Raw genomic sequence first — 15,403 nt, 5'->3', positions numbered from 1 at the left:
CATTTTTTTTTGTAAAAGGTTCCCTCATGTTAAAACAAACCTTGCTCTATACTGGTAAAGCGAAATCTGTCTACACCACAGACAGTTCAGACCATCTGATTTTAGTCTTTCGAGATGATGCCTCTGCATTCAATGGCGAAAAAATCGAGCAACTAGATCGTAAAGGCAAGGTGAACAACCGTTTTAACGCCTTCATCATGGAAAAGCTGGCAGAAGCGGGTATTGAAACTCACTTTGAAAAGCTGCTGACTCCAAATGAAGTGCTGGTGAAAAAACTGGATATGATCCCGGTTGAATGTGTGATTCGTAACTATGCAGCAGGTTCTTTATGCCGCCGTTTAGGTGTTGAAGAAGGTAAAGAACTGACTCCATCTACATTCGAATTGTTCTTTAAAGACGATGCGCTTGGCGATCCAATGGTCAATGAATCGCAAGCGATTGCTTTAGGTTGGGCGACTGCTGAGCAACTGGAAAAAATGAAAGAATTGACTTACCAAGTCAATGATGTGCTAAAAGCATTGTTTGATGCCGGCAACATGATTCTGGTCGACTTCAAACTTGAATTCGGTGTATTCCATGACCGTATCGTTTTGGGTGATGAATTCTCTCCAGACGGTTGCCGTCTATGGGACAAAGACACCAAGAAAAAACTGGACAAAGATCGTTTCCGTCAAGGTTTAGGCGGTGTGGTTGAAGCCTATGAAGAAGTTGCGGGCCGTTTAGGTATTAACCTCGACAATATCTAATGGCATAGTCCATTGCTTCAAAAAAACCGAGCTCAACAGCTCGGTTTTTTTATCCCTGATTTTTTGTGGCTGGGCCAGATTGACCTTTTAAGCTTTAATCGAAAAAACAAATATTACAGATGAAAATGATCGTTTTTACATTGGAAAGCCTATGGCTTAATATCATCACATACCAGGCAAATCAGTGAGCTGATTGATTTAACTCAAGGTTTGCCGACCAGATTGATCGCCTACCCTCTAGGATGTTCTCTCCCTTGAAAAAACATCCTAATTTATGCCCAATTCGCCTTGAATTGGGCTTTTTTTGCCTGAGTTTAATCTATTTGTGTACTGATATTATTGCTGCTGTTGTTGCCAACGGCGTTGCTGTAAGCGCTCTCCTTCAACTTCACGTTTATTGCGTGCCGACTCATACAGTTTGGTATCTTTCAGTTCTGGCGGCATATAGTCTTGCAGCACAAAATGCTCAGGATAATGATGCGGATACAGATAATCCACCCCGTAGCCCTGTTCTTTCATCAGCTTGGTCGGTGCATTTCTCAAATGCAAAGGCACCGGCAAATTCGAGGTTTTATCTGCAAGCTCCATCGCCTTGTTAATTGCCAGATAGGTGCTGTTACTTTTGGCACTGGTGGCTAAATACACCGCACATTGTCCTAAAATAATCCGGCATTCCGGCATGCCGACGGCCTGCACCGAACGGAAACATTCACCCGCCAGCAATAAGGCATTCGGATTGGAATTACCGATATCTTCAGAAGCTGCAATCAGCATACGGCGGGCAATAAATACCGGATCTTCACCGCCTTTGAGCATGCGTGCCATCCAGTACAGCGCTGCATCGGGATCACTGCCGCGAATTGATTTTATAAAAGCCGAGACCAGATCATAATGCTGTTCACCGGACTTGTCATAACGGGCAATATTTTGCTGTGCCACTTTCACCACCCCTGCATTGGTGATGATATTTTCCATATCCGGTTCAAAAGTACTGGCAATCAGATCAAGTAAATTCAATGCTTTACGGGCATCACCTGCTGCGAACTGCACCAAGGCATCAAATTCTTCAATCAGGATATGTCGTTCCTGCAAAAAACGGTCATTTTGCAAGGCTTGTGTGAGCAGAGTCTGAATCGATTCCGCACTCAACGCATTCAGGCTATACACCTGACAACGTGACAATAAGGCACTATTCACTTCAAAAGACGGGTTTTCGGTAGTGGCACCAATTAAGGTAATTTTCCCTTTTTCGACTGCATTTAACAGTGCATCCTGCTGGGATTTATTAAAGCGGTGAATTTCATCAATAAAGACCACTGGCGTCAGCAGATCACCACCATCGGCAATCACTTCACGCAGCTCTTTCACTCCGGTATTCAGGGCAGACAGACTGATAAAAGGCCGATCTACCGCTTGTGCCAACAGTAAGGCAATGGTGGTTTTTCCAACGCCGGGTGGTCCCCAGAAAATAATCGACGGTAGATGACCCTGATCAATCATCTGGCGTAAGGGCGCCTGTTCCCCCAGCAAATGTTCCTGCCCGATAATCTCTGCAAGGTCACGTGGTCTTAAGCGTTCTGGAAGCGGGATATGACTATCTGACATGTTATTATTGGCTCAAACTAAATTCTGATCTCATTCTAACACCAGCAGTTTTGATTCCAAGATTGCAAATATAAAGCATAAAAAATTAATTTATGTAGAAATCCTCTATTTTTTTAATTCTGAATGAATTAATCTTCATAAAAGCAAGTAATTTGAACATGATTAATTGTGAATTAATTACAGTGTAATTTTCATATTATTTATTTTAATTAAAAGAAACTTATGTCGCCCCCTTGGGTATTTTTGGGTTGTATTGGTGAATGCATGAAGCATGATAAATTTGAACAGGGAGCTGTGAGCCAGTCGGAACCTCTGCTGGCAACATCACTGAGTTCAACCCCTGTTCATCTGTCTGAATTAATTCAGCTTCAAAAACTGATTGATGCCTTACCCCAACCTCTCTGGGTCAGTAGCAAAACACATCTGCACTATTTTAACGCCGCCATGACCGATTATCTTGGTGTGAACCTGAATGAACCGGGCAATATATCGTGGCAGAGTTTCATTCATACCGAGGACTTACAGCTGTTTTCGAAGCTGTGGCATGCGGCACTGGATCAGCATCAGAATTTTGAAACCCAGTGCCGGATTAAACGCAGCGATACCCATTATCGTATGTGTACGCTGGCGGTAAAATTTCATCATGATCCGGAAGATGTGTTGCAGTGGGCGGTTTCACTGACCGATGTACATGATTATTTTGAAATCCAGCAACAACTGTCTCAAATCGTTTCAACCCAGGAAAATATGCTGGATGCCAGCGCAGACTGCATCCATATTATCAGTCCTGAAGGTCAGATTCGGCATAGTAACCAGTCTGACGGTCTGACACCAGAAAGCGAAACAACAGCGCAAGATCAGGACAGTTCTTTGTCCTGGCTGAACCGTTTAGCACCTGAAGCCCGAAAATCTGCGCAACGTGCACTGAAACAGGCAGTCCTAGGCTTAAATAGCCGTTTTTCTAGCAAAACTCAGAGCAAAGACCAGCCAATCCAATATTGGGATCATCTGCTGACCCCGATTCTGGATCAGCACAATATTACCCAAAGCATCCTCTGTGTCTCACGCAATATCAGTCAGCAAAAAATTGCAGAAACCCGCTTAAAAGAAGCCATTAAACGAGATGAACTGACTGGTCTGTATAATCGCAGTACCTTCTATAAAACCTTTAAACAGGTGCTATTAAAAGCGCAACAACAGCAGACCAAGGCGGGTCTACTGCTGATTGATCTGGATTATTTCCGGCACATCAATGACACCTTGGGCCATATTGCTGGCGATCATCTACTCCATGTTCTGGGTCAGCGTTTCCAGGCCTGTTTCGGCCCGAATACCATTGTGGCCCGTTTGGGTGGAGATGAATTTGCTGTTCTGGTGAAAAATCTGGAAAGTGAAGAACAGCTGCTGGCCACGGCGCAACTGGCCTATAGCCAGCTGGATCAACCGATCAATTATATTGGCGACAGTATCAGCAGTGCCATGAGTATTGGCTGTGCTATCTATCCACGTGATGCATTAAATACTTCGAACCTGTTGAAATGTGCCGATATTGCTCTAAATGATCTGAAAAATAGTGGTCGTGGCGGCATCCGCATGTTTAATCAGGACATGTGTGGTTCGCTGGAAAATATGACCAAGCAGCTGACTTTGGCCCGCAAGATTATTCTGGCCGATCAGATCATTCCCTACTATCAACCCAAAGTCCGTCTGTCTGATGGTGTGGTGATTGGTTTTGAAGCACTGTTACGCTGGCAAGATCAGGATCAGCAGGTGCAACTGCCTTCCGAGATTTTTGGTGCCTTTCAGGACTATGAGCTGGCCTCACGTATCAGTGAAACCATGCAACTGAAAGTCTTTGCCGATATGAGTCGCTGGCAGGCCCAAGGACTGGATCTGTTGCCGATTTCAATCAATGCCGCACCGGTTGAATTTTTGCGCGATGACTATGCTGAAAAAATGTTGGCCCGCCTGTCCAATTTTGATATTCCTGCGCATAAGGTGGAACTGGAAATTACCGAACAGAGTCTGTCCGAGCATGGTGCCAATTATGTGATCCGGGCCCTGAACCTGCTGAAACAGGCCGGAATCCAGATCTCACTGGATGATTTCGGCACCGGGCATTCTTCACTAACCCGTTTACAAGACTATCCGGTAGATTGCATCAAAATTGACCGCAACTTCGTCGAGCGTATGAACAGTGACCCGTCCGCCTTGGCGATTGTCAAAGCCATTACCCAGATTGGTTCCAGTATTGCTTTGGATGTTCTGGTCGAAGGCATCGAAAATACCGAACAACTCGATACCCTGATCCATTGTGACTGTCAGATTGGACAAGGCTTTTATTTCTATCGTCCGATGGCCGGTGCTTCGGCTCAGGCCCTACTGCAGCCGGCAAATCAATAGCTACTTATCGCGGCAAATTAACGCACCCAACGCACGATATAGTCTTCGATGTCGTCTTCAGGAATGTCGGCTTCACTCAGGCAGCGCCCTGCTGCCGACTTGCGTGCCTGAATCACACTTTCCCGTGAACCGCTGATCAGATAATGCCAGGATGGCAGGCTTTTGCCCTGCTCGACCCGGCGATAAGCACAGCTTGAAGGCAACCAGTGAATCGTTTCCAATTTTTCTGGCGTGAGCTGAATACAGTCTGGCACATAGTGCAAACGCTCTGGATAATTGGAGCAACGCGCAGTCGTACAATCCAGCAGTTTGCAGGCCACTTTGGTATAAGCGACTTCCTGGGTATCTTCATCTTCCAGTTTAATCAGGCAACAGAGTCCGCAACCATCACACAAGGCTTCCCACTCGGCTTGCGTGAGTTCGGCAAGGCCATAGTTTTTCCAAAATTCGGGACGTAAAGTATCGGTCATGATCAGGTCGGCGCACTCAAAAATCAGCTGATTATAGCAGCCCAAACCGCGCAGACCTACCGCTCAAATTCTTATTACCATCACGTAAACTATTGTTAAATCATAGACAGTTCGTCAACAAAACACTAACAGTCGCTGGAATCGTTTATTTCTATACTAAATTTGAAAATAAAAACACATGGAGAATATATATGTTTCGCTGGGCTATTATTTTTGCTGTTATTGCATTAATTGCGAGTCTACTTGGTTTCGGTGGAGTAGCAGGCTTATCTAAGGATTTTGCAATTATCTTGTTAGTAATTGCGGTGATTCTTGCGATCGTTGGATTTCTTTCCCGCGGTAAGGTCTAGATTCAGTTTAGATTGAGTCGAAGCAAGTATGATCCTTCGAAAAAAACAAGAGCCTTCTGGCTCTTGTTTTTTTATAGCTTTATTAAGCGAATATCAAGTTCAATATTCACTTAAGGTTTTAAATGACGCGGTCTAAAACCTGCCGCCAGCAAGGCCGCCAGATAGGCCACCACACCAATGACACACAAGATGAGTACTTCTGCGACACGCATCCATTGCGACACATCGGCATTGTACCAACTTAAGGCATAAGCCAAAGCTGCGATCATCACCACATTGGCAAACATGAATTGCAGGAAGATTTTTTTCCAGTGCGGGCCAAAGCGGAAAATATGACGCTTATGCAGATAGTAATAAAGCAGGCCGGCATTCACCATGGCTGAACCGGTCGATGCCAGTGCCAGTGCCATATGTTCTGCTTCCCAGTCAATCAACTTGAAGATACCGATAAAAATCACGTTCAGGATTGCATTGGCAGCCACAGCCATCAGACCGACACGCACCGGTGTTTTGGTATCCTGCTGTGCATAGAAACCCGGGGCAAAGACTTTAATCAACATAAAGGCAATCACACCACCGCTCATACATTGCAACGCCAGAGCCGTCATTTGAGTATCTTCAAAGCTGAACTGACCACGTTCAAACAGGGCCTGAATGATCGGGGTCGACAGCATAAACAAGGCAATACTGGCCGGTAAACCTGCCATTACAATCACTTTAGCGGCCCAGTCCATCATGCCGCGGAATTTTTCCGGATTCTGCTCGGTATGTCGTGCCGATAAAGATGGCAAAATGACAGTACCAATCGCCACACCAATCAGGCCAAGCGGCAACTCGGTCATACGCTCGGCACTATACAGCCAGGACACCGAACCATCCTGCATGAAAGATGCCCAGATGGTATTCAGCAGCAGGTTAATTTGCGTGACGGATACACCAAATAAAGCCGGCAGCATCAATTTCATGATGCGATCCACGCCTTCATGCTTGAAGTCAATTTTAGGTGGGATCAGCAGGTTTTTACGCCACAGTTCAGGAATCTGAATCGCCAGCTGTAAAATACCGGCAATGATCACTGCCCAGCCCAGTGCCATAATCGGCTCTGCCATATGCTGAGTCAGCCAGAGCGCGCCAGCAATCATGGCGACATTGAGCAAGACCGGTGCAAAGGCCGGTGTACTAAAAGAACCATAACTGTTCAGAATACTGCTGGCAAAAGCCGTCAGTGACATGAACAGTAAATAAGGAATGGTCAGGCGGAACATGTCAGTCGCCAAGGCAAATTTTTCAGGATCGCTATGGAAACCGGGCGCATAGATATACATGATCAACGGCGCAGCAATCACTGCGAACATGGTCAGCAGACTCATTACCGTTGCCAGACAGCCAAATACCCGGCTAATCAGAATCTGCACTTCGGCATGGGTACGACTGGTTTTGTATTCGGTCAAAACCGGAATAAAGGCCTGTGAAAATGCCCCTTCGGCAAATAATCGCCTGAAAAAGTTTGGAATACGAAATGCGACCACGAAGGTATCGAAGTCCTTACCCGCACCAAAGACATTCAGTAAAACAATATCTCGAACCAATCCCAGTACACGTGACAACATGGTCATCGCACTGACAATGACGGTCGAACGCCAAAGCGCCATCCTATTCACCTAATGTATAAATTTGTGGCTATTGTAATGAAACCTCTGTCAGAAGTTCATTGCTTAATTTCATCCCTCAAGCGAGGTTGAGGTATTTTTATAATGCTGTAACTGGCGACGAAAATCAGCCCAGTTAAAATACGGTCCCGGATCGGTCTTACGGCCTGGGGCAATATCCGAATGTCCGGCAATATGCTGCTGAATTTTAGGATAATAATCTTGCAAACAGGCAGTGACTTTGATCAAGGCAGCATACTGTACCGGTTCAAAAGGCAAGTCGTCACTACCTTCCAGCTCGATGCCAATCGAATAATCATTACATTCTTTTTTACCCAAATAGGTGGAACGTCCGGCATGCCAGGCACGGTCATTAAAATTGATGAATTGCAGTACCTCACCAGAACGTAAAATCAGTAGATGGGTCGAAACCTGCATCCCTTCAATGCTTTGAAAATAGGGATGGACTGACCAATCCAGTTGATTCTGAAAAAACTGTTCAATATAACCGCCGCCAAACTGTGAGGGTGGCAGACTGATGTTATGCACCACAATGAGCTGAATCTCGGTATTGTCCGGACGCTGGTTAAAATTGGGAGAGGGAATGTGACGTGCGCCCATCAGTTGTCCATTCTTAACCTGAAACTCGGCTGCCTGTTGCATAAAACCATTCTCTCCAAAAATAAAATCTGCACAATCAGGGTTGCAGCCGGCTTCATGCTAAAACTTTCAGGCACAAATCTCAATTCATCCCGGCAGACTGTAGGAAAAATCGCTCATTTTTTATGTAACAGTGCTAAGATAAGGCGCAATTTTCACGGCTTAAAAGATACGGAAATACTCATGCGCATATCTCAAGCGTTGCTAGACCAGTCGATTCAGATCAATATCCAACAGGCACTTTCAGAGGATATTGGTGACGGCGATATTACTGCCCTGCTGACCCCTGAAGATGAACAGGCCACTGCCACGATCATCAGCCGTGAAGATATGGTACTGGCCGGGCAACCTTGGGTGAATGCCTTGATTCAGGCTTATGATCCAAGTGTTGAAGTGATCTGGCTAAAAAATGAGGGTGATCGGGTTCAAGCCAATGAAACTTTCCTGAAACTGGCCGGTTCTGCACGCAGTTTATTGACTGTGGAACGTCCTGCGCTGAATTTTGTCCAGACACTGTCTGCAGTTGCGACGAAAACAGCGCATTATGTCAAACAATTGGATGGCTTAAATACCAAGCTACTGGATACCCGTAAAACCCTTCCTGGCCTGCGTATTGCACAAAAATATGCCGTTGCCATTGGTGGTGGGCAGAATCATCGTCTGGGTTTATTCGATGCCTTTTTGATTAAAGAAAATCATATTATGGCCGCTGGCGGAATTGTTCAGGCGATTGCCAAGGCACACCAGATTGCGCCGGGCAAACCGGTCGAAGTGGAAGTCGAAACCTGGGATGAACTGAATCAGGCCTTAGAGGCCAATGCGGATATCGTGATGCTGGATAATTTCAGCCAGCAGCAAATGATTGAGGCAGTACAGCATGTGGCCGGCCGCTGCAAACTGGAAGCATCTGGCAATATCACGATCGAAAATTTACGTGAAGTTGCCAGTAGCGGTGTCGATTATATTTCGATGGGTGTCTTGACCAAAGATGTCAAAGCTGTGGATTTATCGATGCGATTTAATGCTGAAGCCTAAATTCGATAGATGACCATTGAGGGTGCGAAGCACCCTTTTTTGATTTTTAGAAATTTTTTTGCATATATTTTGCTCAATTTTCTATTTTAGACCTTAATCATCATCGTCGTCCCGATTACCTCGGCGATCTCGATCATCATCTTCGCCATCACGGTCATTATCACCACGATTGTCCTCATCGCGGTCCTGATTGAGTACCGAACGCTCATCATCCTCCCGCTGGTTACCCCAGTCACAGGCGCTTAGTCCAAACATTCCCAGCAAAGACATTGCACAAAGCCACTGTTTCATCTCGCATTCCTCATGGTGATATCGTTTGAATATCGGGGCAAAATAGATCTGGATCTAGCCGATTCATGTCGGAATTTTGTCAGGAAGTTTTGTGCTGCATTTTCAATGGGCTGTATTCTGAAATTTCCGGCATAAAAAAACGCATCCGGAGATGCGTTTTATATTTGGCAGTAATGAATTACCAGCCCAAAGCTTGTTGCTGCTTTTTCACCAGCTCCTGAATGCCTTTCTCGGCCATTTCCAGCATGGCATCCGATTGGGCACGGGTAAATGGTTTGTCTTCCGCAGTGCCCTGAATTTCAATAAATTCACCGGCCTGTGTCATCACCACGTTCAAATCGGTTTGACAGTTCGAATCTTCTTCATAGCAAAGATCCAGTAATACTTCATCTTTGAAAATACCAACAGAAACCGCAGCTACCAGACCTTTTAATGGATCATGTTTGATTTTCTTTCTTTCCAGCAAAACATTCATGGCATCGACCAGCGCCACCGCAGCACCGGTAATCGCTGCAGTACGGGTACCGCCATCAGCCTGAATCACATCACAGTCAATGGTAATGGTATTTTCACCCAGCTTTTTCAGGTCAACCATTGAGCGCAAGCTACGACCGATCAGACGCTGGATTTCCTGGGTACGGCCACTCTGTTTGCCACGTGCCGCTTCGCGGTCGCTACGGGTATGGGTTGAACGTGGCAACATGCCATATTCAGCCGTCACCCAGCCCTGGCCCTGACCTTTCAGGAAACGTGGAACAGAACTCTCTACACTGGCAGTGCACAGTACTTTGGTATGACCAAACTCAACCAATACCGAGCCTTCCGCATAACGTGTATAGTTACGGGTAATTTTCACTTCACGTAATTGATCTAATGCTCGTTGGTCGATACGCATGATAAGTCCTGTATAGGCTAAAAATAATTGCGGCTCAGTATAACAGAAGCCTTTGCCAAGATTGGTCAGCCGGATGATTGATTTACAAAATCGATGCATCAGAGTACGGTTAAATATCGAAATTCTGCCGACCTGTGGCGCTATGATTTGCCTTAATTTTTGCTAGACTAAATCTCCCCTTGAGGAAACTCTATTTATGTCCTTACGTGAAGATCGCAAGCAGCAAAGCCATCAGGCGCTACTGGATGCCACACTGGCCTTGAGCAGTCAGGGTCGCGCTTTTAGCACCATCAGTCTGCGTGAAGTCGCGCATGCCGTTGGATTGGTGCCCACGGCATTTTATCGGCATTTTCAGGATATGGAGCAGTTGGGACTAGAGCTGCTGGATCAGGTCGCGATTCATCTCAAGGGAGTGCTGAATCAACTGGGACAGGCCTATCTGTATCAGCCCAACACCCGGACTAAAACCGGAATTGAGCTATTTTTTCAGGCAGTCGAATATCACCCTGAACCCTGGATTTTTTTTGTTGCAGAACGCTGGGGGGGCTCGGCAATGTTACGTGCAGGAATAGAACGGGAAATTCGTTTTTTGACTGAAGATGTCATGCATGAACTGGAAAAAATGCAAGCCGCCCAACATATCCAGTCTTCGCAAGATTTGCAGGCACTGGCACAGATGCTGATTGATCTGTCGCTGAACTGGGCCATGGGCTGGATTCATCTGCAACATCAGGCTGATCCAGAGCTACGCCGCACCCTATCCAATGTCTTTAAAACCCAAAGCGTGCTACAGATGCAGCTTTTATTGCGAGGGATTTTGCACTGGCATCGAATTCCGACAAAAACAGCAGATCCGTCAATCAATACAGAAACAAGTACTCCCCCCATCTGAATAAAAAAACCTGCATTATTGATGCAGGTTTTTTACGGATACTCGGTTATTTCTTATTTGGCTTTACGCTCTTTTTCAATCAGGTAATTCACCACCTGAATTACTTTGGCATCATTGCCCTGCACAATATATTTACCATTGACAGTCACCGCCGGTACGCCGCTTAACTGATATTGAGCAGCCAGATTTTTGGCCTGCGCAATTTTTGACGAAATCGGGAATGATTTATAAGTCGTGTTAAATTTTGCTTCAGAAATACCATAACGGGTATAGAACTTGGCCAGTTGTGCCTGTTCTAAAATTGGACGCTGCTTGTCATGAATATCATGGAATAACTGCAAATGGGCTTTTTGGCGCACACCCAAAGCTTCAGACACATAATAAGCACGTGCCGCTTGTTCCCAGAGTGGATTCATCGCAGCAGGTGTACGTACAAAACGAACATCTTTAGGTAATTTTTTCAACCAGCCCTGCATATGTGGTTCCAGCATGAAACAGTGACCACAGCCATACCAGAAGAATTCACGTACTTCAATTTTGCCCGGTTTTTCGACTTTGACTGGTTGTGCGACCACCTGATAGTCCTGACCTGCCACAAAATTGGCCATAGCACTGCCGGAAAAGGCCAAAACAGATGCGGCAACAGCGCCTAAAAGGAATTTTTTCATTGGGATTATCGTCCTCTAAATCATTATGCTTAGTGTATGGGTTCACTATAAATCAATTATGCCGATTTCGTTTTCATTCTGTGAACTTTTTTGCTGCTTTTATCGCTTTTTCTGCCAGAAACGCTACACTAAACCATCGGACTGATTTTCAAGGTTTTAAGTCAGTCACTCTGGCCATTCGGCCCCTATGTATTTTTAGATAATCACGACTGATTGAGGTGACACCGATGTCGCAATTGAATGTTGATCCACAAGAAATTGCCAAGTTTGAAGCATTTGCAGCTATATGGTGGGATCAGCATTCCGAGTTCCGCCCCTTGCACATGATTAATCCACTACGTTTAAACTGGATTGATGAACATGCCGGTGGCCTGAGCGGCAAGAAAATCCTGGATGTCGGCTGTGGTGGCGGCATTCTGGCCGAAAGTATGGCGCGCCGTGGTGCCGATGTACTTGGCATTGATATGGGTGCTGCCCCGCTGAATGTGGCGCGGATTCATGCCAAACAGGAAGGTGTCAGCAATATCGAATACCGTCAGGTGCCGGTCGAGCAACTGGCAGAGGAGCAGGCTGGCCAATACGACATTGTGACCTGCATGGAAATGCTAGAGCATGTGCCAGATCCGGCATCGATTATTCAGGCCTGTCACAAGCTGGTCAAGCCAGGTGGCCATGTGTTCTTCTCGACCATTAACCGTAATCCGAAATCGTATTTATTTGCCATTATTGGTGCAGAATATGTGCTGCGGATGCTGGCCAAAGGCACCCATGATTACAGCAAATTTATCAAGCCGTCCGAGCTGGCGCACGATATTCGCAATGCCGGCTTAAAACTCAAAGACATGACCGGTCTGCACTACAATCCGCTCACCAAACGCTACTGGCTGGCACCAAATGTCGATGTCAACTATATGGTCTATACAGTCAAAGAAAGCCAGAACGAGACCAGCGCATGAAAGCCGTTTTATTTGACCTCGATGGCACCCTGATTGATACCGCGGCCGATTTTATCCGGATTATCCAGCAGATGTGCCGTGAAGAAGGCCGCGCGCTGGTCGAACCCGAACTGATCCGGACTCAGGTCTCCGAAGGCGCACGCGCCATGGTGAAACTGGTCTATCCGGAAATGCAGCTGGAAGATCCGGTATTTCTGCAACATCGTCAGCGCTTTCTGGACAGGTACGGCGCAGATATTGCAGTCGATACCGATCTGTTTGACGGCATGTATCCTTTACTGGAACAACTGGAAGCACAGGATATTCCCTGGGGTATCGTCACCAATAAACCACGCTGGCTCAGTGAGGCTTTACTGAAAGCACTGAATTTAAGTGAACGCTGTGCCGTGCTGGTCTGTCCGGAAGATGTCACCCGAACCAAGCCTGATCCTGAACCGATGTATCTGGCTGCCAAGCAACTGAATCTTGCGGCTGAAGACTGTATTTATATCGGCGATCATCCGCGCGATATTGATGCGGGGCGTCATGCCAAGATGCCGACCATTCTGGCAGCTTATGGTTATTTACCACTGCAATACAAAGATGACTTAACAGCCTGGCAAGCCGACTATATAGTGGATACTGTTGCAGAATTACAACAGCTGATTCAGACCTTACTACGCAAACAGCAGACTGCAGTATCTTGAACGCTTAAAACTGAACAATAACAAATAAGGAGGTAGATAATGAAATATTCAGCCTATCAACCTCGCCCCGATCTGCTCAAGGATCGTATTATCCTGATCACAGGTGCGGGCGATGGCATTGGACGTGCGGCAGCAATCAGTTATGCCTTGCATGGTGCAACCGTGGTGCTGCATGGACGTACCCTGAATAAACTGGAAGTCATCTATGATGAAATTGAAAGTTTAGGTGCACCGCAACCTGCCATCTTGCCGCTACAGCTCTCCAGTGCTTCGGAACAGGATTATGAGCTTCTGCTCGACACCCTGGACCGTCAGTTTGGCCGTCTGGATGGGATCTTGCACAATGCCGGCATCCTTGGTGAGCGTACAGAACTGGCGCATTATTCGCCTGAGGTCTGGGATGATGTCATGGCAGTCAATCTGCGGGCGCCTTTTGTCATGACCCAGGCGCTATTACCGCTCTTATCCAAATCTGAACATGCTTCGGTGGTATTTGCCAGCTCGGGTGTAGGCCGCGAAGCCCGGGAACGCTGGGGTGCATATTCGGTATCTAAAATCGCGATTGAAGCCGTAAACCAGTTATTTGCCAAGGAACAGGTACATCCGAATATCCGCTATAACTGCATCAATCCCGGGGCAACACGGACTGCCATGCGTGCCAGGGCCTATCCCAATGAAGATCCCAAGACCCTGCCAACACCAGATTCGATTATGCCGGCCTATCTGTATCTGATGGGCGATGACAGCCTGCATATGAATGGTCAGAGTATCGATGCACAAGATTAAAATCATCTTGATTTAATATCAGCAAGCGCCGCCTGCTGTTGCTGTCCCACAATTGCATTGAGTTGATTTTGGATACGCGAGTGTGACAGGAATGTCACACCTTAGCCATCACGACAAGGATGTTGGGTATGGCGAACAAAAGACTTTTGCCTACTTTGGGGCTGTCAAAAGTAGGATTTCGCCGACACAAGCCATTTAAATATTTGAAGAAAAGATGATGAGACAGCAATGCAGTAATCGCTGCCTTTTTATTTCCGTTTGAGCTTCGCACAGTGAATAAATCTTCCGCAGCCTGATACAGCCAGCCTTGAGTTCCCCTCAAATTACAGCATACTAAGCTCCAACAAATTTCACTCGAGTGCACCATGACTGAATTAAACAACATGACCGTAAGCAACCTGGAAGATGGCATGGTTTCACTGTTGATCGATCAACAGCCGATTTCAGAAAAATATGACACCAAGTTTGAAGCCAGTATTGTGGATGACATCAAGGCACTCGAAAATGGTCAGAAACTGAAATTATTCGATCAGTTTGTTTTTTCACATAGTGATCTGAATTTTGAACATGCGTATTATTATGTGACCGGAATTGAAAAATTAGACGATCGCTATCGTCTGGCCAAGCATTTTGTTTATCGCATTAAAATTGAAGGTCAACCCGAAATTGAGCATGTGATCAGCAATCAGGGGAAAGCCATGACTGCCGAAGATGTCCGTAGCTTTATTCAGGCACATGTACAAAAATCACTTAACGATTATACCGATCTGAATTACGCGTATTAAAAGCCACGCAATTTATATCTACGAGGGCACTTCTTAAAAAGTGCCTTTTTTAGCCTGTGTTTTATCAGCCTGACAATCAATCGATTTTTTATATCAAATTTATAAAATTATTCGGTTTTTCAAATAGATTGTTCTGAGCTATGCTTTTCTGATCCCGTATAACTTAAATCAGGAACACAGCATGGCTGACCAAAAACGTAAAATTGACACCATTCGCCGCATCGAACATTTGCAGTTATCCGAGGCTCTCATTGTGGCACTCGATGATGCAGTTCAAGCTGAATCGGTGGCTGCAGCGATTCAGTCCTTGCAAGGTTTGACCGAGCAATGGAATTAATATCCAGAAAGTTTTTAGAATTTTCTGTGTTTTAAGCCGATCATATATCGTTTCGGTGTGACTTCAATGCTGTTTTTTTGAGCTAAATCATCGATTTTAGCTTGCATGTTTGCCCTCACTTTGATGAGATAAGAACCAGGCTCAGCCTGTCGGGTCATCGGACAAATGCGCAGCCTAAGCTCATGTAAA

General features: G+C 45.9%; 17 protein-coding genes. 10 read left to right on the top strand and 7 right to left on the bottom strand.

What is annotated here, in order from left to right:
- Positions 1-26 precede the first annotated feature (26 nt).
- Complete coding sequence (gene purC / locus FTU90_RS08935) at positions 27-746, top strand: phosphoribosylaminoimidazolesuccinocarboxamide synthase (protein WP_005173343.1); 720 nt, start codon at positions 27-29, stop codon at positions 744-746.
- Between the two features lie 336 nt (positions 747-1,082).
- Here purC and FTU90_RS08930 read toward each other — a convergent pair whose 3' ends face one another.
- Positions 1,083-2,351 (bottom strand): replication-associated recombination protein A, encoded by a 1,269-nt coding sequence (locus FTU90_RS08930; RefSeq protein ID WP_100329543.1) that lies wholly within the window; start codon positions 2,349-2,351, stop codon positions 1,083-1,085.
- Positions 2,352-2,615: 264 nt separating this feature from the next.
- On the opposite strand from FTU90_RS08930, the gene FTU90_RS08925 reads away from it, so the two are divergent.
- A complete protein-coding gene (locus tag FTU90_RS08925; RefSeq protein WP_074383824.1) occupies positions 2,616-4,754 on the top strand; it encodes a bifunctional diguanylate cyclase/phosphodiesterase in 2,139 nt (712 codons plus the stop codon).
- A gap of 17 nt (positions 4,755-4,771) precedes the next feature.
- Here the strand turns inward: FTU90_RS08925 and FTU90_RS08920 are convergent, their stop codons facing one another.
- The gene (locus FTU90_RS08920; protein ID WP_171063370.1) at positions 4,772-5,227 is read right to left on the bottom strand and encodes a YcgN family cysteine cluster protein; all 456 of its coding nucleotides are present in this window, start codon (positions 5,225-5,227) and stop codon (positions 4,772-4,774) included.
- Between the two features lie 188 nt (positions 5,228-5,415).
- Between FTU90_RS08920 and FTU90_RS08915 the strand changes: the two genes are divergently transcribed.
- Positions 5,416-5,574, top strand: a complete 159-nt coding sequence (locus FTU90_RS08915; protein ID WP_004647174.1) for a DUF1328 domain-containing protein — start codon at positions 5,416-5,418, stop codon at positions 5,572-5,574.
- A 110-nt stretch (positions 5,575-5,684) separates the two neighbouring features.
- On the opposite strand, the gene murJ is transcribed toward FTU90_RS08915, so the two are convergent.
- Positions 5,685-7,235 (bottom strand): murein biosynthesis integral membrane protein MurJ, encoded by a 1,551-nt coding sequence (gene murJ / locus FTU90_RS08910; protein WP_180072375.1) that lies wholly within the window; start codon positions 7,233-7,235, stop codon positions 5,685-5,687.
- A 60-nt stretch (positions 7,236-7,295) separates the two neighbouring features.
- Complete coding sequence (ampD, locus tag FTU90_RS08905) at positions 7,296-7,886, bottom strand: 1,6-anhydro-N-acetylmuramyl-L-alanine amidase AmpD (RefSeq protein WP_180072373.1); 591 nt, start codon at positions 7,884-7,886, stop codon at positions 7,296-7,298.
- Between the two features lie 180 nt (positions 7,887-8,066).
- On the opposite strand from ampD, the gene nadC reads away from it, so the two are divergent.
- The gene (gene nadC / locus FTU90_RS08900; protein WP_074383822.1) at positions 8,067-8,918 is read left to right on the top strand and encodes a carboxylating nicotinate-nucleotide diphosphorylase; all 852 of its coding nucleotides are present in this window, start codon (positions 8,067-8,069) and stop codon (positions 8,916-8,918) included.
- A 93-nt stretch (positions 8,919-9,011) separates the two neighbouring features.
- Here nadC and FTU90_RS08895 read toward each other — a convergent pair whose 3' ends face one another.
- A complete protein-coding gene (locus tag FTU90_RS08895; RefSeq protein WP_180072371.1) occupies positions 9,012-9,173 on the bottom strand; it encodes a hypothetical protein in 162 nt (53 codons plus the stop codon).
- A 214-nt stretch (positions 9,174-9,387) separates the two neighbouring features.
- Positions 9,388-10,104, bottom strand: coding sequence for a ribonuclease PH (gene rph / locus FTU90_RS08890; RefSeq protein WP_005173362.1), 717 nt, complete (start codon positions 10,102-10,104; stop codon positions 9,388-9,390).
- Between the two features lie 196 nt (positions 10,105-10,300).
- Between rph and FTU90_RS08885 the strand changes: the two genes are divergently transcribed.
- Positions 10,301-10,996: a TetR family transcriptional regulator gene (locus tag FTU90_RS08885; RefSeq protein ID WP_180072369.1), complete on the top strand. Its 696-nt coding sequence runs from the start codon at positions 10,301-10,303 to the stop codon at positions 10,994-10,996.
- A 53-nt stretch (positions 10,997-11,049) separates the two neighbouring features.
- Here FTU90_RS08885 and FTU90_RS08880 read toward each other — a convergent pair whose 3' ends face one another.
- A complete protein-coding gene (locus FTU90_RS08880; protein WP_005173368.1) occupies positions 11,050-11,664 on the bottom strand; it encodes a thiol:disulfide interchange protein DsbA/DsbL in 615 nt (204 codons plus the stop codon).
- A 227-nt stretch (positions 11,665-11,891) separates the two neighbouring features.
- Here FTU90_RS08880 and ubiG point away from each other — a divergent pair, with 227 nt between their 5' ends.
- The 5 genes from ubiG (at position 11,892) to FTU90_RS08855 (ending at position 15,214) form a co-directional block, all read left to right on the top strand.
- Entirely contained in the window at positions 11,892-12,620 is a 729-nt protein-coding gene (gene ubiG, locus FTU90_RS08875) for a bifunctional 2-polyprenyl-6-hydroxyphenol methylase/3-demethylubiquinol 3-O-methyltransferase UbiG (protein ID WP_180072367.1), read from the top strand.
- The gene (locus FTU90_RS08870; RefSeq protein ID WP_180072365.1) at positions 12,617-13,306 is read left to right on the top strand and encodes an HAD family hydrolase; all 690 of its coding nucleotides are present in this window, start codon (positions 12,617-12,619) and stop codon (positions 13,304-13,306) included. Before ubiG ends, FTU90_RS08870 begins: the two co-directional genes overlap by 4 nt.
- A 39-nt stretch (positions 13,307-13,345) precedes the next feature.
- Entirely contained in the window at positions 13,346-14,092 is a 747-nt protein-coding gene (locus FTU90_RS08865; RefSeq protein ID WP_005173370.1) for a YciK family oxidoreductase, read from the top strand.
- A 365-nt stretch (positions 14,093-14,457) separates the two neighbouring features.
- A complete protein-coding gene (locus tag FTU90_RS08860) occupies positions 14,458-14,877 on the top strand; it encodes a hypothetical protein (protein ID WP_074383818.1) in 420 nt (139 codons plus the stop codon).
- Positions 14,878-15,058: 181 nt separating this feature from the next.
- Positions 15,059-15,214, top strand: a complete 156-nt coding sequence (locus FTU90_RS08855; protein ID WP_005173373.1) for a hypothetical protein — start codon at positions 15,059-15,061, stop codon at positions 15,212-15,214.
- Positions 15,215-15,403: the final 189 nt, after the last annotated feature.

Origin of the sequence: Acinetobacter sp. YH12200, from assembly GCF_013418175.1 — a bacterium.
GTDB classification, from domain to species: domain Bacteria; phylum Pseudomonadota; class Gammaproteobacteria; order Pseudomonadales; family Moraxellaceae; genus Acinetobacter; species Acinetobacter pseudolwoffii.
The sequence above is the reverse complement of the archived record's forward strand: the minus strand, read 5'-3'. Positions and strand labels throughout refer to the sequence as shown.

Bases quoted from the DNA above. Each gene is read 5' to 3' on its own strand.
- purC (WP_005173343.1), top strand. From the start codon at position 27: ATGTTAAAACAAACCTTGCTCTATACTGGTAAAGCGAAATCTGTCTAC.
- FTU90_RS08930 (WP_100329543.1), bottom strand. From the start codon at position 2,351: ATGTCAGATAGTCATATCCCGCTTCCAGAACGCTTAAGACCACGTGAC.
- FTU90_RS08925 (WP_074383824.1), top strand. From the start codon at position 2,616: ATGAAGCATGATAAATTTGAACAGGGAGCTGTGAGCCAGTCGGAACCT.
- FTU90_RS08915 (WP_004647174.1), top strand. From the start codon at position 5,416: ATGTTTCGCTGGGCTATTATTTTTGCTGTTATTGCATTAATTGCGAGT.
- ampD (WP_180072373.1), bottom strand. From the start codon at position 7,886: ATGCAACAGGCAGCCGAGTTTCAGGTTAAGAATGGACAACTGATGGGC.
- nadC (WP_074383822.1), top strand. From the start codon at position 8,067: ATGCGCATATCTCAAGCGTTGCTAGACCAGTCGATTCAGATCAATATC.
- FTU90_RS08895 (WP_180072371.1), bottom strand. From the start codon at position 9,173: ATGTTTGGACTAAGCGCCTGTGACTGGGGTAACCAGCGGGAGGATGAT.
- rph (WP_005173362.1), bottom strand. From the start codon at position 10,104: ATGCGTATCGACCAACGAGCATTAGATCAATTACGTGAAGTGAAAATT.
- FTU90_RS08885 (WP_180072369.1), top strand. From the start codon at position 10,301: ATGTCCTTACGTGAAGATCGCAAGCAGCAAAGCCATCAGGCGCTACTG.
- FTU90_RS08880 (WP_005173368.1), bottom strand. From the start codon at position 11,664: ATGAAAAAATTCCTTTTAGGCGCTGTTGCCGCATCTGTTTTGGCCTTT.
- ubiG (WP_180072367.1), top strand. From the start codon at position 11,892: ATGTCGCAATTGAATGTTGATCCACAAGAAATTGCCAAGTTTGAAGCA.
- FTU90_RS08870 (WP_180072365.1), top strand. From the start codon at position 12,617: ATGAAAGCCGTTTTATTTGACCTCGATGGCACCCTGATTGATACCGCG.
- FTU90_RS08865 (WP_005173370.1), top strand. From the start codon at position 13,346: ATGAAATATTCAGCCTATCAACCTCGCCCCGATCTGCTCAAGGATCGT.
- FTU90_RS08860 (WP_074383818.1), top strand. From the start codon at position 14,458: ATGACTGAATTAAACAACATGACCGTAAGCAACCTGGAAGATGGCATG.
- FTU90_RS08855 (WP_005173373.1), top strand. From the start codon at position 15,059: ATGGCTGACCAAAAACGTAAAATTGACACCATTCGCCGCATCGAACAT.